This is a genomic window from Frankia sp. Allo2, assembly GCF_000733325.1.
Taxonomy (GTDB): domain Bacteria; phylum Actinomycetota; class Actinomycetes; order Frankiales; family Frankiaceae; genus Frankia; species Frankia casuarinae.
Genome location: NZ_JPHT01000032.1, coordinates 1 through 21531, shown reverse-complemented (window position 1 = coordinate 21531; position 21531 = coordinate 1). Strand labels below are relative to the sequence as shown.

The 21531-nt window shown below is 70.9% G+C and carries 16 protein-coding genes and 1 tRNA gene; 6 read left to right on the top strand and 11 right to left on the bottom strand.

Features of this window, described 5'->3' with window-relative positions; genetic code table 11:
- Positions 1-2987 precede the first annotated feature (2987 nt).
- Both thrS and ALLO2_RS18065 read left to right on the top strand, forming a co-directional pair.
- A complete protein-coding gene (gene thrS / locus ALLO2_RS18070; RefSeq protein ID WP_084588484.1) occupies positions 2988-4313 on the top strand; it encodes a threonine--tRNA ligase in 1326 nt (441 codons plus the stop codon).
- A gap of 275 nt (positions 4314-4588) precedes the next feature.
- The gene (locus tag ALLO2_RS18065) at positions 4589-5704 is read left to right on the top strand and encodes a Vms1/Ankzf1 family peptidyl-tRNA hydrolase (RefSeq protein ID WP_035733658.1); all 1116 of its coding nucleotides are present in this window, start codon (positions 4589-4591) and stop codon (positions 5702-5704) included.
- 350 nt (positions 5705-6054) lie between these two features.
- Here ALLO2_RS18065 and ALLO2_RS18060 read toward each other — a convergent pair whose 3' ends face one another.
- Positions 6055-7392 (bottom strand): ATP-binding protein, encoded by a 1338-nt coding sequence (locus tag ALLO2_RS18060; RefSeq protein WP_011437785.1) that lies wholly within the window; start codon positions 7390-7392, stop codon positions 6055-6057.
- A gap of 414 nt (positions 7393-7806) precedes the next feature.
- On the opposite strand from ALLO2_RS18060, the gene ALLO2_RS18055 reads away from it, so the two are divergent.
- A complete protein-coding gene (locus ALLO2_RS18055) occupies positions 7807-9321 on the top strand; it encodes an alkaline phosphatase PhoX (protein WP_035733656.1) in 1515 nt (504 codons plus the stop codon).
- Positions 9322-9510: 189 nt separating this feature from the next.
- On the opposite strand, the gene efeB is transcribed toward ALLO2_RS18055, so the two are convergent.
- The 4 genes from efeB to ALLO2_RS18035 all read right to left on the bottom strand — a co-directional run bounded on the left by efeB (position 9511) and on the right by ALLO2_RS18035 (position 14830).
- Positions 9511-10779, bottom strand: coding sequence for an iron uptake transporter deferrochelatase/peroxidase subunit (gene efeB / locus ALLO2_RS18050; protein ID WP_011437783.1), 1269 nt, complete (start codon positions 10777-10779; stop codon positions 9511-9513).
- A complete protein-coding gene (gene efeU, locus ALLO2_RS18045; RefSeq protein ID WP_035733655.1) occupies positions 10776-12893 on the bottom strand; it encodes an iron uptake transporter permease EfeU in 2118 nt (705 codons plus the stop codon). Before efeU ends, efeB begins: the two co-directional genes overlap by 4 nt.
- Before the next feature lie 420 nt (positions 12894-13313).
- The gene (locus ALLO2_RS18040) at positions 13314-13802 is read right to left on the bottom strand and encodes a YbaK/prolyl-tRNA synthetase associated domain-containing protein (protein WP_035733654.1); all 489 of its coding nucleotides are present in this window, start codon (positions 13800-13802) and stop codon (positions 13314-13316) included.
- A gap of 665 nt (positions 13803-14467) precedes the next feature.
- Positions 14468-14830 carry a hypothetical protein gene (locus ALLO2_RS18035; protein ID WP_011437780.1) on the bottom strand — a complete coding sequence of 121 codons (363 nt, stop codon included), beginning with the start codon at positions 14828-14830 and terminating at the stop codon, positions 14468-14470.
- A gap of 393 nt (positions 14831-15223) precedes the next feature.
- Here ALLO2_RS18035 and ALLO2_RS18030 point away from each other — a divergent pair.
- Positions 15224-15300, top strand: a tRNA-Ile gene (locus ALLO2_RS18030).
- A 254-nt stretch (positions 15301-15554) separates the two neighbouring features.
- Here the strand turns inward: ALLO2_RS18030 and ALLO2_RS18025 are convergent.
- The 6 genes from ALLO2_RS18025 to ALLO2_RS26550 form a co-directional block, all read right to left on the bottom strand.
- On the bottom strand, positions 15555-15758 hold the full coding sequence (locus ALLO2_RS18025) for an AlpA family transcriptional regulator (protein WP_011437779.1): 204 nt from the start codon (positions 15756-15758) through the stop codon (positions 15555-15557).
- Positions 15751-17160: a replication initiator gene (locus ALLO2_RS25865; RefSeq protein ID WP_232235182.1), complete on the bottom strand. Its 1410-nt coding sequence runs from the start codon at positions 17158-17160 to the stop codon at positions 15751-15753. The genes ALLO2_RS18025 and ALLO2_RS25865 overlap by 8 nt, the downstream gene beginning before the upstream one ends.
- 144 nt (positions 17161-17304) lie before the next feature.
- Complete coding sequence (locus ALLO2_RS18015; protein WP_035733653.1) at positions 17305-18987, bottom strand: FtsK/SpoIIIE domain-containing protein; 1683 nt, start codon at positions 18985-18987, stop codon at positions 17305-17307.
- Positions 18988-19071: 84 nt separating this feature from the next.
- Positions 19072-19407: a hypothetical protein gene (locus ALLO2_RS18010; protein WP_035733651.1), complete on the bottom strand. Its 336-nt coding sequence runs from the start codon at positions 19405-19407 to the stop codon at positions 19072-19074.
- Entirely contained in the window at positions 19389-19646 is a 258-nt protein-coding gene (locus ALLO2_RS18005; protein WP_023841511.1) for a hypothetical protein, read from the bottom strand. The genes ALLO2_RS18010 and ALLO2_RS18005 overlap by 19 nt, the downstream gene beginning before the upstream one ends.
- Positions 19646-19819: a hypothetical protein gene (locus tag ALLO2_RS26550; protein WP_023841510.1), complete on the bottom strand. Its 174-nt coding sequence runs from the start codon at positions 19817-19819 to the stop codon at positions 19646-19648. Before ALLO2_RS26550 ends, ALLO2_RS18005 begins: the two co-directional genes overlap by 1 nt.
- Before the next feature lie 401 nt (positions 19820-20220).
- Between ALLO2_RS26550 and ALLO2_RS18000 the strand changes: the two genes are divergently transcribed.
- Both ALLO2_RS18000 and ALLO2_RS17995 read left to right on the top strand, forming a co-directional pair.
- Positions 20221-20751, top strand: a complete 531-nt coding sequence (locus ALLO2_RS18000; RefSeq protein WP_011437775.1) for a hypothetical protein — start codon at positions 20221-20223, stop codon at positions 20749-20751.
- A 2-nt stretch (positions 20752-20753) separates the two neighbouring features.
- The coding region (locus ALLO2_RS17995; RefSeq protein ID WP_035733649.1) for a serine/threonine-protein kinase at positions 20754-21531 on the top strand (778 nt) is incomplete at its 3' end.

The window sequence follows — 21531 nt, the reverse complement described above, 5'->3', positions numbered from 1 at the left end:
GTCGGCCTGACCGAGCTGACCGAGGCCCTCGAACGGGTGGCCGCGACCGGGCAGGTGCTGGCCCGGGCACCCCGACTTGACCGCGACGCGGTCGTCTCGCTCGCGGTCGCCGGCGCGGCGCCGGCGGTGGTGCGGTGCGCGCCGCTGCTGCCCGTCGATCTGATCCGGGAACTCACGGAACGTGCCCGGGTGACGCCCGAGGTGCTGCGGGGGGGAACCAGCCCGGTGAGTGGGCGGCCCGGCAGCGGCATCGTCCACCGGATCGAGCTGCTCGCGCGGGCCGGCGCCGATGCGGTGCCCGGACTCACCGAGGACGAGGTCCGCCGGTTCGTGCTCGACGGCGGTGTGGACGGCGGTGTGGACGGCGGCGTGGAGGGCGGCGTGGAGGAGGGCGCGACTGCCTCCGCCGAGGACGTGTCGGCCCCGGTCGCGGACCCGCGGGCCGCATTCGCCGACACCCTGGTCGTCGCCCGTGACCCGGACTGGATACCGGACTGGTGCGCGGCCCTCGCGGCCGCCGGCGGGCTGGCTGCCGACGAGGTGCGGGACCGGGCGATCGAGGAGAACCTCCTGGCCGGACCGGGTCCGGTGCCGCCGTCGCGGTGGGACCCCGACATCGCCAGGTGCCTTGCCGAACGGTGGGAGACGACGAGCCTGGCCGAGCTGATCGAGCTCGGGCGGGTGCTGGCCGCGGGTGACCTGCTCTGGATCCGCTCGGTGGCCGTCACGGTCGGGGTGTCCGTGTCGGAGGTGGTCGACGCGGCACTCGCCCAGCGCCTGCTCGGCCAGGCGCGGCCACCGTCACCATCCGACTGGTCCCATGCGGACGTCGCCTCCTACCTCACCGANCGGTGGACCGCGGTGCCGTTGGTGGCGTTGCTCGACGTGGCCCGGGACCTGACGCGGTCGAGTGTCGGCTGGCTGCGCGCGGTAGCCGACGCCGCCGCGGTCCCGGTTTCCAGCGCGATCGACCGGGCCGTCGCGGAGGGCGTCCTTGGCGAGGCCTCGCCGACGGACGCGGCGCTGCCGCCGCTGATCGCCGGTTACGTCGCCGCACGCTGGGACGAACGGTCGCTGCGGGACATCATGGCGACGGTCCGGGTCCTGGTGGACGGCGACCTGGAGTGGCTGCGCTCCTTCGGCGCCGCGCTCGGCGCGAATCCGGGCGACCTCGTCGACGAGGCCGTCACGGCGGGCCTGCACCAGGCCGACCCNCCGCCCGATCCCGTCTGGTGGGCCGATCCGCGCGTCGTCGCGTTCGCGCGATCCCGGTGGGGCGTCCTGCCGCTCGACACCCTGCTGAAGATCGTCCGATGCCTCGCCGTCGAGGACATCGTCTGGACCACGCAGTTCGCCGAGCTTGTCGCGGCGGACCCGTCGACGGTGATTGAGACCGCCTTCCAGGAGAACCTGCTCGGCAGGCCGGGCATGTCGGCGTGGGCGGTGGCCCTGTTAGACGACGACGTCGTCGGGCTGTACCTGTCCCGGCGTTGGGGCATCCATCCGCTCGCCGAGACCCTGAACAGGGCCAGCCTGATCGGGGCGGCGCGCGACTGGCTGGTCCGGCTCGCCCGGATGTCCGGACAGGACGTGGCCGACGTGCTCGACACCGCGATCGCGGAGGGCGTCCTGCGCCGCGGGGCGCCCTCCGCCCCCCCCTCGCTGGAGGGTGTCTCCGCGCCCTATCTGGCCGCCCACTGGGGCACGATGCCGCTGCCCCGGCTGCTCGTCGAAGCGGCGCGCGCGGCCCGGGGCGAGTCGGACCCCACGGGACCCCTCACCACCGGTCCGGCGGGGCCGGCCACCACGGGTTCATCCGGTTCATCCGGTTCGTCCGGTCGGGTTGCCGGTTCGTCCGCGTCCTTCGCGGCGGAGGTCGCGTCGCTGGTCGCGCTCGACCCGGCTACCGTCGCCGCGACCTGCGGTGCCCGCCTGGTGCGGGTGGCCGCCGCGCTGCACGGGGCGCCGCGCCTGGTGTCGGCGCTGGGCGCGTTGGACCCGCCCGCCCGGGCCTGGTTGTTGGCGGTCGCCGACCTGCTGCCCGCGGGCGCGGCCGAGGTGGATCTGGCCGTCGCCGCCACCACGGACGACCCGGTCGCCGTGGTCGGCCTGGCTCTGGAGCACGGCATATCGGTGACCGAGGCCGCTGCCGCGGCCGCGTGTCTCGGCCGGGTACCCGAGGCCGACCGGCCGGTGCTCGCGCCGCTCGGGGGGCTGCTCGCCCGGATACCCGTGGCCGTGCTGGCGACACTCGCCTCGCTCGACCTGGAACCCGCGGTGCGCCGGGCCCTGGCCGACGTCGAACAGGCACATCCGGGCGCCGTGGACGTGGTCGCGCGGCACGGGGCGTCGGCGGCGACCATTGTCACCGGGCCCCGGTCGCAGGCGATGATCTCGCTGCTGCAGCGGATCGAGCCGACACCGGGACTCGTGCCGTGGATCCTGACCGCGGGTCCCGAGGCGGCGGTCGCGGTCGCCACGGCCGGTCCCGGTGTCATCGACGTCGCCGCCCGGGCCGCCGACGCCTGGCGGCGCGGCGACGTCACCGGCCCACTCGCCGCAATCAAGGCCGCCTGGGAGGCGACCGGCCCGACGGACCGGGTCTGGCCCGTCCCGGCCGCGGGCGTCAGCCGCCGGGGTGACAACCTCATCCGGCTGGCCATCACCGTCTATCCCCTCGCGGCGCGGGGACGTTCGGCCAGTGAGATCCTGAGCATCCTCGCGCGCTGACCCGCGGCCACCCCGCCCGCTACCCGCCCGCTACCCGCCCGCCCACCCCGCTGTCACGCATGCCGCCGTCACGCACGCCGCCGTCACCGCTGTCGTCATTGTCACCGCGGCGGGGGCGGCACTGCTAACCTGGACGACATGCAGCGCGCTGGCCTGACGACGACGCCGGAGAGTGTCCCGGCGCGCTGACAGCCGTTCTTCTGTCGAAGCCCCGGGGTGGATGCCCCGGGGCTTCGCCTTGTGGTCACCCGCCCTACCTGCCGCGAGGTGAGGAGACCACGGTGTACGACCACCGCAAGCTCGGTCGCGAGCTGGAACTTTTCGATACCGACCCGCTGATCGGGTCGGGTCTGCCGTACTGGCTGCCCGCCGGTGCCGTCGTACGGCACACCCTGGAGGAGTACATCCGTGGCGTGGAGCGTCGGGCCGGTTACCGGCACGTGTACTCGCCCGTGCTGGGCAAGCGGGAGCTGTACGAGATCTCCGGCCACTGGTCCCATTACCGGGACGACATGTTTCCGCCGATGGATCTCAGCGGGGAGCGGCTTGGCGGGGAGCGGCTTGGCGGGGAGCGGCTTGGCGGGGAGCGGCTTGGCGGGGAGCAGATGGTGCTGCGGCCGAGCCTCTGCCCGCACCACGCGTTGATCTACCGCTCCCGCGCGCACAGCTACCGCGATCTCCCACTCCGGATGGCCGAACTGGGTGGCATGTACCGCTCCGAACTGTCGGGGGTACTGGGCGGGCTGACCCGGGTGCGGGCGATCCAGCTGAACGACGCGCACATCTTCTGCGCTCCGGAGCAGGTCGCCGACGAGGCGCGCGCGGCGCTGGAGCTGATCCGCGAGGCCTACGGCGCGTTGGGTGTCAGCCCGGCCCGCTACCGGCTCTCCCTGCCGGGGCCGGGCGGGAAGTACGTCGGCGACCCCGGCATGTGGCGGCGGTCCGCCGCCCTGCTGACCGAGGTCCTCGACGCCGCGGGGGTGGCCTACGAGGCCGTGGAGGGGGAGGCGGCCTTCTACGGCCCGAAGATCGACGTTCAGATCGTCGACAGTGCCGGCCGTGAAGCCACCCTGTCCACCGTGCNGATCGACTTCCATCAGCCAGAACGGTTCGATCTGCGCTACGCGGGCCCGGACGGCGCGATGCGCCGGCCGGTCATGGTCCACCGCAGCGTTATCGGCAGCGTGGAGCGGGCCGTGGCCCACCTCATCGAGTCGCACGGCGGTGCCTTTCCACCATGGCTTGCGCCCGTGCAGCTGGTGGCCCTTCCGATCTCCGACGCCGAGGTACCCCACGCCCTCGCGCTGGTCCGGCAGGCGGCCGACCGGGGACTGCGGGCCGAGGCCGCCGGTCCGCAGCGCGGCACCCTGGGCGCGCGGGTCCGGGCCGCTCGTCTGGTGCCCTACCAGGCGATCATCGGTGCCCGGGAGGCAGCCGACGAGCGGGTCTCCCTGCGGTTGCGGGACGGGCGCCGCCTAGAGGCCCGGCCCGCCGCGGAAGTCCTGGCCGGCATCGACCTCCTGACAAGCGCGCACAGCACTGATCTATGGACCGATCCCCGGGGACAGGCCGGGGGCAGGTAGGGAATTCGGCGTTTGCCGACGATGTTTGCCGACGATGCCGATCATTGAGGCCGGCGAAGAGTCGAACTCGAGCCGATTCGGACCGTCAGCAGCAATATATACCGGCCGCGCCCGGATGAAGTCCTGGCGGGTGGCCGACGGTCCGTCGCGCCGATGATGGGTATGGCTGGGAGCAACCGAAGAGGCCGGACCGAAGAGCCGGTCGGTGCCCATCCTGGACCCTGGAGGATCGGCTCGCCGACCGGCGGGNGNNNNGAANAGGAGGCCGCGGNGCCGTGATCCCAGATGAGGAGATCAACGAGTTGTTCGCCGTCCCGAGCCCGTGCGCGACGCTGTACCTGGGCCTGTCCGATCAGATGGACGGGATTGCGGCGGATCGGGCGGTCCGGTGGCGGCGCCTGCGCGACAGCCTGGCCGCCGACGGGGCGGATGGCGCGACGCTGGGCGCGTTGGACGAGGTTGTGGCGTCCCTCGGCCCGCAGAACGCCGCTCTCGCGGCGTGCGCCGCGGATGGCAGGGTGGTCTGGTGTCATCGGCTGCGACGGCAGGTGGCGGACCGGGCCGTCTGGGGCTCGCTGCCCTGCACGTTGCCGATGCTTGCCTACCGGCAGAGCAGCGTGCCCTGTGTGGTCGTGCTCACCGACCGGACGGGCGCCGACCTGCGGGTGGCCGGGGACGGACTGCGGTTCGCCGGTGAGGTCGTCGGCTCCGACGACGAGATCGAGCGCAATGCCCCCGGCGGCTGGTCGCAGCGCCGCTACCAGGATCGTGCCGAGGACTCGTGGGATCACAACGCCGCGCAGGTCGCCGAGGCGGTGACCGAGCTGACCGAGCGGGTGGACGCCGCGCTGGTGGTTCTCGCGGGAGACGTCCGGGCCGTGCAGCTGCTGCGCAAGCATCTGCCGCCCCGGGTGACCCCGCTGGTCCACCAGCTCGAACACGGGGGACGTCACCCCGGGCGGAGCGACCGGTTCCATTCCCAGGAGGTGCGGGAGCTGGTCGAGGCCGAGGTTCGCGACCGGACCCGCGCCGTGCTCGACCGCTTCGCCGAGGACCGCGCACACGGCCGGGCGGTCGACGGGGTGCCCGCGACGCTCGCCGCGCTCGTCCGCGCTCAGGTGGGCACGCTGCTCGTCGTCGACGACCCCGGCGACGACCGGGCCGCCTGGTACGGGCCGGAGCCCGGGGACGTCGCCACCGAGCCGGGCGCGCTGGCCCGGCTGGCCCGCCGGGCCCGCCGGGCCGGGTCACCACCGACCACCGGCCGGTTGGCGGATCTGGCCGTGCGGGCCGCTTGGGGCACCGGCGCGGCCGTGCGGGTCCTGCCCGCCGATCTGCCCGGCGCACCGACCGACGGTCTCGGTGCCCTGCTGCGCTACCCGTCCCCGTGACCTGTGTCGAGCGCGTCGATGAACTGCAAAGACGACGGGGTGGCGACCACCCGCACGTCCCAGCCGGCGGNCCNCNCCTGCCTGACGANGGNGGGAAGGNCCCNGGNGGGGTACCCGCCACTGCAGGCGACTACGTAGAGATTGCGATTTCCGTCGGTCATGGCGAAACCTCATTGTGGTTGGGTTGGAAGATCGCTGCGGTTTTCGTTTCGTCGAGAACTCTCCCGTGTCGCGCCTCGTCATCGGGGCAGGAAATACTTTTCTATATCGAAAAATCAAAAGTTATCAACACCCGGATCCGGGTGCGAGGCGGATCCGGGTGCGGGTCGTCCCTGCAGGGGCGGGGCAGGTCAGATCCGGGTGAAGGCCTCCGCGTCACGACGGAAGCGGTCCAGCTCGGTAAGACTGATCGTCGGCCGGGCCAGCCGGGCGGCGTCCAGCAGGTCCTGTGTGCTCAACGGGGTCACCGTCGGGCCGTGGCCGCCCCCGCCGCTTTCCGCTCCCGCCCCGGTGCCGACCTTCACCCCGTCGGCGGCCCGGTGGAAGGCGGCGGCAGCGGAGCGCTGCACGACCGCCGAGAGATCGGCCGGCGTGAACAGGTCGGTGGCCGCGACGACGGCGTCCAGATCGATGTCCTCCTTGTTTGCGACCCGGTCGAGCAGCCCATCGAGCAGCACCCGGCGCCCCTTGGCGTCCGGCGGTCCGACGGGGAGGACGAGATCGAACCGGCCGGGCCGGATGAACGCGGGATCCAGCGCCGAGACCGCGTTGGTCGCGCAGATCAGCAGCCGGCCCTGCACCCCGCGGAACTGCGGGATCGCCTTGAGCAGTTCGTTGACGACGGACTGGTTCTCCGGTCGGGTCTCCCGCGACTGGGCGATCTCGTCGACCTCGTCGATGAACACGACGACCCGCTCGACCCCCATGAGGTCGTTGATCGCTGACCGCAGCTCGGCGGCGAGCCCACTGCCGCCGGAGGCCAGCCGTGAGGGCAGCAGCTCGACGAACGGCCATTCCAGCCGGGCGGCGACCGCCCGGGCGAAGGACGTCTTACCGGTGCCGGGCGGCCCGAACAGCAGCATCGCCGTCGGGATGACGACTCCGTACGCCTCGGCGAGCTCCCGTTCCCGAACCGGCAGCAGCAGCCGCTTCTCGATGAGCGCGCGCTCCTCCTCCATCCCGGCGAGGTTGGACCACTCGGAGGCGCTCAGCAGCGCGCCGCCCCACCGCTCGACGGTGGAGACGTCCGCCGGGCGCAGGGGAATCTGCTTGTCATAGAGTACCTGCCCGGTAGCGGTGAAGCCGCGGTTGAGGAACGCCTCCTCACCCGGCTGCCCGGGGGTGATCAGCGTGGTGATCCGCCGGCAGCCGGCGTGCAGGAGCAGGTTTTCCACGCTCTGCAACAGGCTGGAACCAATGCCGTGGTGACGCCAGGCGGGCGCGATGGCGACCGTGAGCACCCGGCCTTGGCCGCCCTCCTTGCGCCCGACCGCGGCACCGACGAGATGCTCGCCCGCGACGGCGACCACCGCGGGGGACTCGGTCTCCGGGAGTTCGTGCCGCAGCGCCAGCACGGTGTCGGTGAGGTTGATGGGCGGGCCGCCCGGGGTGCTCCTCACTTCCTCCAGCAGGCGTACTGTCGCCGCGTAGTCGACGGTCTCGTAGGGACGGATGTGCCAGATGGGCACGCTGGCTCCTTCAAGTCGGTCACCGACGGATCGTCGACTCGACAATGCCCTTCTGCTCCGCCCCGATCAGCAGGGACTGACGAAGCTTTCTGACGGGACCTTGGGACCGCCACCCCCGGCCGAAGGCAATCTCCGTGCCTGTATGTGCCCTCCCTGGGCGGGGCAGCCCCTACTCCTCCAGCCTTGCCGGCAGCTGTTCGACGAGTGACGCGAAATCGCCGGCGCTGAGAATCAGGTTGAGCATAAGGCGGGTTCCCCCGCCGGGAATACAGGGTGGCAGGGGCCGATGCGGTGTCGGTCGAGGCGCGGTCGCGGCCGGTGGACCGTTCGCTCATCACAAGGCCACGATGCGGCCGTGACACGTTGGCCTCTCCGTAAAGGGGCGGTAACATCACGTTCCTAGGGTTGCGCGTCATGAGCGAGTTGACACGACGTAATCTGTTCCGGCACGGCACGGCGGCGGGGGCCGTNGTGGTCCTGTCCGCCGAAGCGTTCAACCTGCTGGCGGCGAGCCCGGTGGGCGCGGCGACGGGAGGCTACGGGCCGCTGGTGGCCGACCCGGCCGGCAAGCTCGATCTTCCCGCCGGCTTCCATTACAAGGTGATCGCGAAGGCCGGTACCTGGGGTCAGGCGCCCTACAACGAGCCGTTTGACCGGCTCGACGATCCGGGTAGCCCGCCGTACCCGACCAAGTTCGACGGCACCGGCTCGTTTCCTGGGACGCAGGGCGGGACGATTCTGGTGCAGAACCACGAGCAGGACGCGGTGAACCCGGGCGCGCAGTTCACGCCGGTGGTGCCCAAGACCACCGGGGCCGCGGTGTACGACGGGTCGGCCACGAACGCGTTCGGTGGCACCACGAACATCGTGCTGGACGTCAACGCGAACGTGCAGCGTCGCTACGTGAGCCTGGCCGGCACGATCCGCAACTGCGCCGGCGGGGTCACCCCCTGGGGTGCGTGGCTGACGTGCGAGGAAACAGAGTCGATCATCAGTGGTGGCAAGCGGCACGGCTATGTCTTCGAGGTCGACTCGCTGGGCCGCCGCACCACCGGGGCGCCGTTGACGGCGCTGGGCCGCTTCGCGCATGAGGCGGTCGCGGTCGATCCCAAGACCAACTTCGCCTACCTCACCGAGGACGCGAGCGGCCCGAACGGCCTGCTCTACCGGTTCCGCCCGACCCGGGCGACGGGCCAGTTCGGTGACTACGCGGCGGGCGGCTGCCTGGAGGCGCTGCAGGCCTGGACCGCGGCCGGCAACCCGATCGACGACCTTTCCCAGATCACCAAGGTCGGCACCAGCCTGACAGTGAAGTGGGTGCCGGTGCTTGCTCCCGACCCGGACGGGACCGACGCCTCGCCCTCGATCCGCAAGCAGTTCGCCTACCCGGGCCGCCCCGCCACCCTGGCGGCGGCCAGCCCCGACCGGGTGACCCGGTCGAAGAAGTTCGAGGGCGCCTTCTGGGCCCGGGACGCGGCCTGGATCAACGCCAGCTATGCCAAGAAGGCCGACCTGCCCGCCTCCGTCAGCTACCCCGCGCTGCCCCCCACCGTCCACGATGGCCAGGTGTGGAAGTACCAGCCCGCCGCCGAAACCCTGACTCTCGTCGCGCTGCTGCCGTCCCACGAGGCCGCGGACGACTACGACACGCCCGGAGTCTTCGACGGGCCCGACAACCTGTGCATCACCCCGCATGGTGGGGCGTTGTTGTGTGAGGACGGCGACGGGCTCAACTACGTCGTCGGTCTCGACCGCCAGGGCAGCCCCTTCGCCTTCGCCCAGAACAAGATCCTGTTCCAGGATGGTGCCGACAAGATCTACCGGGAGTTCGTCGGCTCCTGCTTCTCCACCAACGGCCGTTACCTGTTCGTCGCCACCCAGGACCCGGGCATCGCCTACGCCGTCNCCGGCCCCTGGCACACCGTCTGATCTCACCCGAGGCCTGATCTCACCCGCGGCGGCCCGGCCGTCCGTCCCCAGGCGCGGTCGGCCAGGTCTCGCGGTCGGCCAGGTCTCGCGGTCAATGGCCCGGGCAGGCGGGGGCCGGGCAAGGGGCAAGGCGGTGCCAATCGAGGTGATCACGCACCGCCGGGCCGCGGCCCATAGCAGCGACGGCGCTCAGGCCAGCAGCGACCGGCCCAGGTGGTCGCTCGCGTCCCGGACACCGGGGAGCACGAAGAAGTAGCCGCCACCGGTCGGGCTGATGTAGTCGACGAGCGGCTCGTCGATGAGCCGGGTCTGCGTCGCCTCGAACTGCCGGATGATGTCCTGCTGGTAGCAGCAGAAGACCAGGCCCATGTCGAGGTTGCCGTTGCTGTCTGTTCCCCGGTCGTAGTTGAAGCCGCGGCGCAGGATGCGGGAGTTGTCGGTGGCCGCGGTGCGCGGGTTGGCGAGCCGGATGTGCGCGGTGAGCGGGATGGCCGTGCCCTTGGGGTCGCGGGCGTAGTTGGGAATGTCGGTCTCCGCGGTGCCGTCCAGCGGTGCCCCGGTGTCCCGTCGCCGGCCGATCATCGTTTCCTGCTCGTTGAGGGAAACCCGGTCCCAGAATTCCACCAGCATCCGGATGATGCGGACGACCTGGTAGGAGCCGCCGGTGGTCCAGCGCGGCTCGCCCGCACCGTCCACCCAGACCAGCCGGTCCATGTCGGCGGCGCTGGTCACATCGGGGTTGACGATGCCGTCCTTGAAACCGAGCAGGTTTCGCTGCGCGCCGGCTGGCCGGGGCTGGCTGTGGAAGCCGTCGATCCGCCACCGCAGTTGCATGCCGCCGCGGGTGTGCCGGGCGATGTCGCGCAGCGCGTGCAACACCGTGTCCCGGCTGTTCGCACACAGCTGCAGGCTGAGATCGCCGTGGCAGTCGGCGGGGTTCAGGTTGTCGTTCGGGAAGGTACGCATCGGCGCCAGCCGCCGGGGACGCCGGTCGGCCAGGCCGAACCGGCCGTCGAACAGGGAGGCGCCGACCCCGACCGTGACGGTAAGCGCGTCCGGGGGCACGGTCGGCCCGAGGACCCCGCTGTCCGACGGTGGGGCGACGGTGCCCAGGTCGGCCGGAGCACCGCCGGCGGTGAGGAACCGGGCCCGGGCGGTGATCGTCTTGAACAGGTCGGTGAGCGCGGCCCGGTCGTCGGCGATGACGTCGAAGGACGCGAACATGGCCGCGGCCGGCTGCGGGGTGAGGATCCCGGCCTGATGCACGCCGTGGAAGGGAACCACCTCGTCGGAGCTTCCGCTGGCGGCCGCGGCGGCCGGCGCGGCGGTGGTGAGCACCGCAGCGCCGGTTCCGGCCGCGACGGTGGTGGCGCTGCCCGCGGCCGCGGCGCCCGCGGCGAAGGCTCCGGCGAGGAAGGAGCGGCGTCCCATCCGCCCGCCGTCGGACCCGGGGCTCATCCGGTACTCCTGATCTCGAGGATGTCGGGGATCGGTGCGAGAGTCTCCAGCAGCGCGCCCAGGCTGCCGTTCAGCTTCTGCCGGTCGGCGAGTGGCAGCCGTCCCGGCGGGATCCAGGTGCCGTGTGGGTTGCCGNCCCGCCGCACCAGCGCGCCGAAGGCGCCCAACTGCTGGCGGGCCGCGGTCAGCGCGGCGGGCGACCGGGNCTGCAGCACCGGCGCGATCACGGTGAGCAGTTCCCGGGTGCCGTCCACGTTTGCGCTCGCGGTCGCCAGAGCCGTGCCGCTGCCCTGATCGGCGGCGCCGGTGAGCTGGAACTGCAGCGTGTTCTCCAGCACTTCGTGGGTGCGCAGGGCCAGGTCGTTCGGATCGAATTCCTGGGTGGGGAATGCCGCCCGCAGCCCCGCTACGTCGCTGGACAACCCGACCGCCGACGCGGCCAGCGAGGCGGCCGACTCACCGTGCCACAGCCCGTACTCGATCCGGTAGAAGCCGGTGAAGTCTGGGTCGTGCACTCCGCCGGGCAGCCCGGCAGGCAGTCCGTTGATCTTGGAGTCGAAGTCCCCGAAGGTGCCGTAGGCGGCGCCCAGGCGCTCGTAGTCGAGGTGGGCGGGCAGCCAGTCCCGGCGGGCCGCGTCCAGGTCGCCGTGTTCCACGTCCGCGCGCAGCGTGTCGACGCTGCCCTGCAACGTCACCAGGCCGACGGCGACGAAGGCGCGGTAGCCGCGCAGCGGGCCGCTCATGGTCTCTGCCGTCACGGGGAGGATGGAGGCGGCCCCGCTGGCCGCGCCCGCCACCCGTTGACTCGCGGACAGCAGCCGCTTACCGCCGTCCGGCAGGCATTCCCAGGCATAGGTGCCCCCGCCGATGGTGGCCGACAGGGTTCGGGTGGTTCCGGGCGCCAGCAGTTCGATCTCCGCATGGATGGCACCGGTCGCCGGGTCGATGAGGCGGACCTCCGCCGTTTGGGCGCTGCTGTTGTGGACGGTGAACGTCTGCCTGCCCGACCGGGGCGCCGCCCAGCCTGCCGCGCAGGAGCCGCCGGTCACCTCGATCGTCCCGCCGCTGCCGCCGCTGGACGACGGGCCGAGCGCGAGGATCGTGGCGCCGGCGGCGAGGGCCGGCACCGCGACGATGGCGGCCGGCAGCGCCCACCGCGGCAGCCGGTGGCCAGCCGACGCCCCCGTCGGGGCCGGCGGGGGCGTCAGGGGCGTCGGGGCCGGCGTGCGATCGGAACTCTTGGCGGCGGGGACGGCGGCCGGTTCTCCTGGCTGGGCTGGCTGTGCTGGCTGTGCTGGTTGGGGGGCGCGGGTGCCGCGGACGAACAGGGCCAGTACCACCACCAGGTAGGCCAGGTAGCCGGTGACCTGCAGCGCCGTCATCCGCGGAGTGATGTTGAAGACGCCCTCGACGAGCCTGGCGTACCAGGAACTCGGGTCGAAGGTGGTCCGCAGGTCGAACAGGACCGTGTCGAAGCCGGGGAGGGCACCGGCCTCCTGGAGGTCGCGCAGACCGTACCCGGCGACACCCGACGCGACGACGATGAGCCCGATGCCGGTGAACGTGAAGAACTTGGTCAGGTTGATCTTCACGGCGCGGTAGTACATCCCCACGCACAGCCCGGCGGCGATGAGGAGCCCGGCCGCGGCGCCGATCAACGGACCGGCCGACTCGCTGGCGCCGCGGGTGGTCGTCCAGATGAACAGGGAGGTCTCCACACCCTCCCGGGCCACCGCCAGGAAAGCGGTCAGGATCAGCACGCCGGGCCCGAGTGCCAGCGCGGCGGTGACCTTGCCCTTGATCTCGCCGGACAGGGCGCGGGCCGACCGCCGCATCCAGAAGATCATAACGGTGACGAAACCGACCGCTACGAGGCTGAGGCTCCCGCTGAACACCTCCTGCGCCGCCGTGGACATGGACGCGGCGGCAAATGTCAGCACGGCGCCGAAGCTCGCCGACAGGGCGATGGCGGCGAGCACGCCCGTCCACACCAGCGGCAGGCGGGAGCGTTCGTCGGCGCGGACGAGCGTCGCGACCAGGATCGAGACGATCAAGCCTGCCTCGAGGCCCTCGCGCAGCCCGATGAGCAGGTTCGGGAGCACATCACCCCACACGTCCGATTCCTTTCGGTCCGCCGCGTAGCCGGCTTCACGGAACGTACCAGAGACGGAGGTTAGCCTAACCTGCTTTAGGTGAACCTTACTTAGGATTATGGATCAGTAACTGGCAACCGGCGGGGTGGGCATGATCGTCGGGATCGGTTGTGCTCGCCTGGGTAGAAGCTCACTGCGGGTGGCTCTGTCCGCACCTCGCAAACAGTCGTGGCGCGGAGAGCCCAGGAGAGCCCAGGGCACGCTGAGCCCAGCTGGAAAGGGGTTCACCGGCATGGTCAAGATCTCGGCCCCCTTCGCGGCAGAGATCGATCTCGGTCAGCTCCGGTACCCATCCTTCGCCGGTGGTCCGGAGGTCCGGCGGTCTACGAAGGAGTGCCGAGTGCGACGGGCCGGGGCGCTGGCTCCTGGCCGCCCAGGGCGTCAGGCGGCGATGGGCGCGACGGTCGGCCGGGCCAGCACCAGGTAGTCCGAGACGGACAGGGCGACGGACAGGTCGAGCCGTCCGGCGTTGAAGTAGATCTCGTCGTGGATAAGCAGGCCTTCGTCGACGATGAGGTCCAGCTCGGGGGAGAAGACGAACGNGGTGATGGATCCGCTGACGCTGCCCGCCAGACGTTCGGCGACCTCACGGGCGGCGAACGAGGCCTCTCGGCCGCCATACCGGTCGGCCAGCGCGTTCAGGTCGACCCGACGGTCACCGGGGACCACGGCGAGCACGTAGCGCCGGGAACGCCTGCCCGTTGCCACCCGCACCACGAGGGACTTGGCGGCCTGCTGGAGGGGGTGGCCACGCAGCCGGCTGGCGACGTCGGTGTGACCCTCGGGCGGATGCGGGATCATCCGGTAGGACACCGAGCCGGACTCGAACAGATCGGTCAACCGCCGGAAGACGTCTCGGTCGTCACGCATCCGCCCCACTCCAAGGGCGAGTGACGGCAGGTCGGGGGTGGCTCGGACGACAAAGCATTGCGCCTCCGCGGTCAGAGATGGTGAACGGACAGCCGACAGTTACCCGACGGCGCGCATGGCATGGCGCCAGGTCGACCGGGTACACGATTGCGCACGGCCCTTTCAACGCACAACGTTCTGCCTCGATCACTTCGTTGATGGACGCCCGGCTGCCGGCGTGCGGTGGAACGCACTCTTCGCCTTCCGGCCAATCCTCGGCGTTGAGCAGCAGTGGATGGGGTATTCCCGGGGAGCCCGGCCAGGCAGAGCACCGCTTGGCCGGGGCTAATCCGCGGTTTTCAAGCTTACGCCGGGGCCGGTGCGGCGCGAACACCCGACTCCGGCGACAACACGCGTGTTCAACTGCGCCACCGCTGCAGTCGAACATCCTGGTGTTTACCTGGGAACCTTGACGAGACACGACTCGAAAGTCCCACTCGTGATGGGCGGTGCCCGGCTCGCCGTACTCTCNGAGAGTCGCTATGAGGTATGAGCCGTTTGTGAAGGCACCAATAGTGACACCCGGCGGTCCCTGCCGGAGCGGCCTTCGTGTCCTCGGTGCCATCTACAGTACAGTCGGCTGGGTTGACCGGCTGGGAGGTGGCCTGAGGTCCGCGCCCTCGCTGTCAGGCGAGGAGGTCGAGGAGTTCGGTGAGTGAGTCGATGATGTGGTCGGGCCCTGCTGTGTGCAGGGTGCGGGTGTAGCCGTTGGTGATGGCGACGGTCTGGTAGCCGGTCGGCGGGGTTGCTGCGGGTGTGGCGGCTGTTGTCGACGACGTAGTGGGTGCGGACCGGCCGCTGATCCGGGACTGGCTGAACCCCTCGATGGAGGAGGCTAGGCGGTCCTGGCTGACATGGTCCCATTTGCGCATGAGCAGGAACGCGGCGTCGAAGTCCCGGCCGCGCAGGGCGTCGGCCGTGTCGTCGCGGTACAGAAGCTCGGCGGAGACGGTGTAACGCTGCCAGGCGGATTCGGGATCAGCGGTCATTCATCGCTCTTCGGCAGGCGGCAGATCGGGACAAGCCGCGTGAGCGGATCAGCACGGTGAGCATAGCCGGGGGATGTCGTCTCGGCATCACAAGTCCGGATCGAGCGGTCAAGCGGCGCCGGACAGGCGCTGACCTGGGCATGTCGCCGGGACGGCGGCGGCGCCGGAATGCCGTCGACCCGGGACGCCGTCGATCCGTGCCGCCGTCGATCCGTGCCGCCTCGGCATTCCGTGGTCGTCCACTTCCGGTGAGTCTTGTTCTTGGGCTCCTCTCCGCGGCCAGACGAGCGGACGCATGCCACCCGGCGGTAGCCGTTAGGCTGTACGTCGTCGATGTCCTCCACGCTGTGAGACGTCCTCCACGCTGTGAGACGCTGGGGGGGATCGATCCAGGGGGCGGTAGCTCAGCCGGTTAGAGCAGCGGACTCATAATCCGTCGGTCGTGGGTTCGAGCCCCACCCGCCCCACCAGAACCCTTGCAGCACAGGCGATTCTCGCGCAGCAGTCGATTTTCCTGCAAGGTCATCCCGTACTTATCCCGTACTTTGAGTGGATCAGTCGACGTCTTTCGATCTTTGTCGTTGCTGGTTTCCGGCCGTCTTCCACTCGGTCTCCGGACGCCGGCCGGACGGGTCGACCTGACGGGGAACATGATGCACGTCATGTTCCCCGTCAGGTCGCCCGGTACGAGGGACGCTGGCCGGGCGGCGTGGGGCGCACAGGTTTACTCGTGAGTCTGGTTACCGCAGGTAGTCAGCCAGGTCGTGACGTCCTGTTCGCGGTAGCGGACGTGCCGCCCGACCTTGAGGGACGGCGGTCCGTCGCCGGTGGTGCGCCATTTGTAGATGGTGTTGACGGGGACACCGAGGTAACGGGCAAGGTCGTGCACGGTCCACAGGGGTGCACGCGCGGGTGTCTGCTCAGGCATCGTCGTCTCCGCCGCGGGTGGTCGGGGTTAGGGTCGCGCGGTGGGATGGGGGTCCGTGTCCGCTCCGGCTGTGTGCATCGATGTCGGGGGTTGTGCCCCGTCCGGCGTAGCGCCAGGTGCTGAGGATGGTGGTGCGGGGGTCGTTGTCGGGGCGGCTGAAGGCGTCGCCGACCGGACGGCCTGCCAGGACGGCGCCGATGGTGCGTGCCCAGGTGCGGCGTGCGGCGCGCAGTGTGCCGAAGGTGGTGGAGTACCGGCGGCTCTTGGAAATCCAGTGTCCGCCCCAGCCGAACGCGTGGGACCAGCGGATCAGAGCGGGGAGACGGCCGGGTTGCCGTCCGGTGGCTTCGTCGAGTGCCGCGGTGAAGTCCTCGTCCTGGCCGAGCTGCCAGCAGGTTTCCACCATCCGCCGGGCGTGGGGGTTGAGGGGGATGCGGGCGAGATGCCCGAGGCTACGTACGGGCCGGTCGAGCAGGCCGCCGGCGGTGACACTCTTGGTGAGGTACTTGGCGAGGTAGTTTGCGATCTTCCCGCTTGTGGCGGGTCCGTCCAGGGTGATGGGGCGTAGGTCATGCTGGTCACCCCAGCGCACGAGGGTCACGCCGCCGGGGTGGTTCGGGTCGGGAGCAGGTATGGCCACTTCCCCGAGGACTGTGCGCAGGCAGTGGGCGACAAGCTTTGTTGTCGCCCACGCGGGTGGTGCCACGAGGTCATTCGGGTTCTCGCCGCGCCCGTCGATCCGGATGACGGCGTGTAGGTGGACCAGGCCGCGGGCCTGCATTTCCGCTGCCTTCACGCAGGTGATCCGTATGACGCGGCGCAGACCGGCCNCCGTCANCCCCGCCGCCGCCGCGACCGCCGATTCCATTCGATCCCGGGTGACCTTCCATAGCATCGGCGCGAGACTGTTCCACGTAACCGCGCCCGGATAGTCGAAGCAGTCCGGGCACAGCGGTGTTCCGAGCAACCGATCCCCGTCCCGGTGCCGGGCGTGGCAGCCCGCCGGCCGTCCATGCGGGCATTCGCCCCGCCGAGGCCGGCACGCCCGCGCCTCGCCCCGCTTCCCTTTGCTGCGGCGGGAGTGCACCGCGCCGAAACTCGGGGCGGTCAACGTCACGAACAGCGCCGGATGACCGCTGACCGTGTCGGGCACGCTCGTGCCACCGGCCAGCCCGGACAGCACGATCCGCCGGGCGTCTCGCTGGTAGAGCTTGGAGCAGGAGGGGCAGACGGAAGCGCGCCGGTTGTTGCACCGCACGTGTACCACCCCGCCCGGCTGTCCGGCTGAGGAGAACGCCCGACGTACCTCCCCGGTCGTGATGTCCACATGATCGGTGTGGCCAGCGAGGCGGATGGGGTGTGTGCAGCCCCCGGCCACCGTCCCTTCACCCGGTTTGGTCACGGTATCGATAGGGCGTGTCACTGTGGGTGGCTCCTTGTGGGCAGGGTCGAGCCGCCCGACGCCGGCAGCGGTGTCCGGGGGGGCACGACGAAGGAGAAAAAGGGGAAGGGTGCCGGGCGGCCGGGGTCCTGGCCGGTGGGTGATTTAGCCGGGTTCGCCGGGGAAGTGGGCTTCCCAGGCCCGCCAGGCGGCTTCGGCTTCGGGACTGCCGTCGTCCGCGTCGATCGACGGGGGTGCGGGGGGTAGAGCGGGGGGTGGAGGTGACCGCCAGCCGCGGAGCGGGATCGTCGGATCGTCTTCCTCCCCGGCTTTCCCGCCGCCTTGGACGCTGCCGGGTGCCCCCGGTCGGGTGCGGCCTACCGGGGGCGGGGGGAAAGCGGTCAGGTCGGGGGTCCAGCCCTGCCCGGCGGTGGTGGGCGGTAGCGCGGCCGGTCGGACGGGCGGGGTTGCCGGGCGGTGCGTCGGGGGCTGCGCGGCGGGTTGGGTGTGGTGCGCGGCCATGGTGCGGATGTCGTCGTCAGCCAGCCAGCCGGCCCGTACCCGGACGGGGGTGGGGTCGCCGTCGACGAGGACGTAGCCGACACCGGGCAGGGCGCGGGGGATGCGTTCGCACCGTGCGCCGCGGTCATGCGCGCCGTTGCCGAGGACCATGTCGGCTTGGTCGGCTTCGGTCATCCGCAGCGCGATGCGCACGGGGAACAGGTCTCGTAGCGGCAGTACCTCTTTCCGGGGGTCTTGGACCGCGCCGACCACGACGACCCCGGGGGCGCGTCCCTGGGAGAGCAGCAGGGACAGGGATGCCGCGATCTGCTTTTTCAGCTTCGGGTTCGCGACATATGCGGTGAGGCTGGCGATTTCGTCGACCAGGACGATGATCAGCGGATCATCGGTGGACGGTTTGTGCAGCCGGGAGACCCCGCGTAGCCGGCCGGTGCGCCGGTTCATCACCCGGACCGCGTCCGCGAGTAGATCCGCGATCGATGGGGTGTCGACCGCGAAGCGGTGAAACAGCGGCTCGCCGAACGCTAACTCCATGCCACCTTTGGGATCACAGGCCCAGATTTCAACCAGGCCGCCACGGATCGCCGGGGCCAACGCCCGGATCGTCGACCACAACACCGATCCTTTGCCCGCGCCGGTCGCACCGGCGACGAGGACATGCGAGCCGCGCAGGGGCAGCAGCCAGGCCGTGCCGTCTTCCCGGGCGNCGATGGGCAGCCGGTCGAGATCACCAGGATCGCCGGGGGGAAGCAGGTCCGCGCGGATCGGTCGGCCCAGGACTTCCCGGTGCACCAGGACCGCGCCGACCCGGTCGGCGCGGGCAAGGTTCGGGGAGATCCGCAGTTCCCGGAGTTTTAACGTGGCGGTCAGCCGGGGTGCGGCCTGCTGGAGGTCGTCCACGGACTGTCCGGGGGCGAGGGTGATCCGCAGATGCCAGCCGGCCGCACCGCGCCAGGCCCGGCGAATCCGTGGTGTTCGCAGCACGGTGTGCCTCGTGGTTTCCAGGCCGCAGGCCCGGCAGGCCGCCGCCCACCGTCGGCGTAGCCGCCCGCCGAGCAGCCAGCCGAGAACGGCAGCGCGCAGCCGCGGCACTCCGGCGACGACGAGCACCAGGCCGACGAGCAGCCCCCGCCCGCCGACCGGCCCGAGGGCATCGACCGCCCGCCGGTAGATCAGCAGCGCGAGGACAACGGCGAGCGCTTCCCGCCACCACGAGGCGACGTAGCGCAGCCCGTAGCGCAGCAGCAGTTCAGGGACGGACGGCCGTAACGCCAACCGAAATTGATCTTTTCTGATTCGGCCCTGCCGGACCCGCAGCACTGCCATGACAACCGTCCCTCACTGAACCGGCGCAAGGAGCAGCCCCGGGGACGGCGGCACCGGGTCAGGGATGCCGCCCCCGGCAGACCGTCAGCTCTTCGACGCCGGGGCCGGGTTCGGGGTGGGAAGCGGACGGATCGCCTGTGCGCTCCAGGAGATCCCGTGCCGCTCGCCGATCGCCCACTGCGTACCGATCAGGCCGACCAGGGTGACCGGCATCCCGACCTGCACCCGCGGTGCCTCACCCGCCACCTTCACCTTGATCACAGATGCGGTGCCGTCGTAGGTGACCGCGACCTGCACCCCGTAGACCGGCAGGCCGTCACGGTTCGCCTTCTGCTTGCCGTCCAGATCCGTTTCCGGCATCGCGCCGCTGACCGCGACGACGTTTTCNAACAGCGATTCGTTCACCGGGATAGCGCGCATGACATCTCCTTATGCAACGGGGAATAGCCGAAGGACAGGGAATAGGACGCTTGCATGGTCGTGGTGCACGGGTCAGCCGCGGTCACCAACACCGGCGTGGGAGTAGACGCGGACCGGTCCATCAATGCGATAGCTAGGGACGTGGCGAGGGACAGGAAGAACAGTCCCGCCGTCCAGAGCACCAGCGCGGCGACAAGCAGCCGCCCATGCCGCCGGTCGACCGCGCCAGGACGTGCCATCAGCGGATCACCCGGGAAGCCAGCCAGAACACCGCGGCAACGATCATCCCGACCAGGACGACAGGCACCAGGGCAGACACGTTGGAGAACAGAAACAGGCCCAGGTACAGCACCCAGAAGAAGACCACTATCCGCCAAAACCCGTAGGATGTGCGGACGTAGTAGCGGGGCATAGTAAATCAGCCTCCACACAGAGAAGATCAGGCGAGGGGCGGGAAACGCGGACCGCGTTCCGTGTTCCTCNCTCTGCCCGCCGCAGCGGCCACGCGAAAGGCACTGAACCCGGTATTTCCACGGAATCTGCACGGACTATCCCCGGCAGCGGACACGGAGCCGGCCCGGAGCGGAACCGGAGTCCACACGGATCATCCACGGTGCCCGGGATGCGCTGTGCACGGATCAGCCCCGGAGGTGCGATCACAAGCCCGGCCAAACACCCACGCAAACCAGCAGCGTGACCGGCCTGTCACGGGCCATCATCGGGACGGGCTCAGCCCGGAGCAAACACGGACACAACCCGGAGTATCCGCGGAGCCGACCCGGAGTCGGCATCGACAGGAAGGAACGAACGCCGATGACGGCCCCCCACGAACCGGATCGCGTTGACCTGCTTCGCACCCTGCTCGATGGCTGCTTCAAGGTCGGTGTCCGCCATCCCGCCGACCTTGCCAGCTATCCCGAGGCACGGCCCATGCTGGACATGCTCAGCCCCCCGCACCCCGGCCTCAGCGAGCACCGGCGTGCCCTCGCCGCACACCGGATGATCCTCACGGCCGTGCAGGCACTCGGCAGCCCCCGCGGTGACGCCGCCGCCGCCCTACTCGGTCTTGTTCCCGGCCGGTCCGGTACCGCCGCCACACGCACCGCCCGCCGCGACGAGGCCGCCGCCCACTACGGCGGCATCTCGGCCGACTGGTTCCAACGCCGCCACGAAGCAGGCGTCACGCTCGCCCTGGCGATGGAGCTAGACCAGCAGCTACGCGGCCAGGAGGGCACGACCCGCACCGACCCGCAGCGCCGCAGCCGCGCCATGACCCCACCCCCNCCCGCCGCCAGCTTCCAGCCTCGCCCGACNCCGACGAAGACCCCGACCGGCCAGCCCTGACCATGCCCCAGCCTGCCACGGCGCTTCGTATCGACGACCCCACCCACATCGGGGTCTACCGTCTGCGCGGCCGGTTAGGGGTCGGGGGGATGGGCGTGGTCTACCTCGCCGAGGACCCGCACCATCATCCGGTCGCCGTGAAGGTGATCCGCGTAGAGTTCGCCGCCGACCCGGAGTTTCGCGCCCGGTTCCGCCACGAAGCGGAAGCCGCCCGGCGGGTGCCGCGGTTCTGCACCGCCGCCTTCCTCGACGCCGACCCCAACGCCGAACGGCCCTACCTGGTCACCGACTACGTGCCCGGCCCGACCCTCGCCCAGGCCGCCCGCCGCCCGTTACGCGGCGCCGAGCTGGAACAGGTTGCGGTCCACATCGCAGTGGCGTTGACGGTCATCCACGGCGCCGGAGTCGTCCACCGCGACCTCAAACCGTCGAACGTCATACTCTCGCCCACGGGCGCTCGCGTCATCGACTTCGGCATCGCCCGCGCCCACGGCATGACCATGTTCCACATCGACGAGCAGATCGGCACCCCCGCCTACACGGCCCCCGAAAACATCGACGGCGCCCCACCCGATCCGGCCGCCGACATCTTCGCCTGGGGCGGTGTCGTCCTCTACGCCGCGACCGGCCAACCCCCCTTCGGGGACCGATCATCCGAACTACTCCTGCACCGCATCCGGTACGACCATCCCACCCACCTAAACCAGCTTCACGGCCGACTACACGACACCGTCACCGCCGCCATGGCCAAAGCCCCCGAGCAGCGGCCGACCGCCGAGC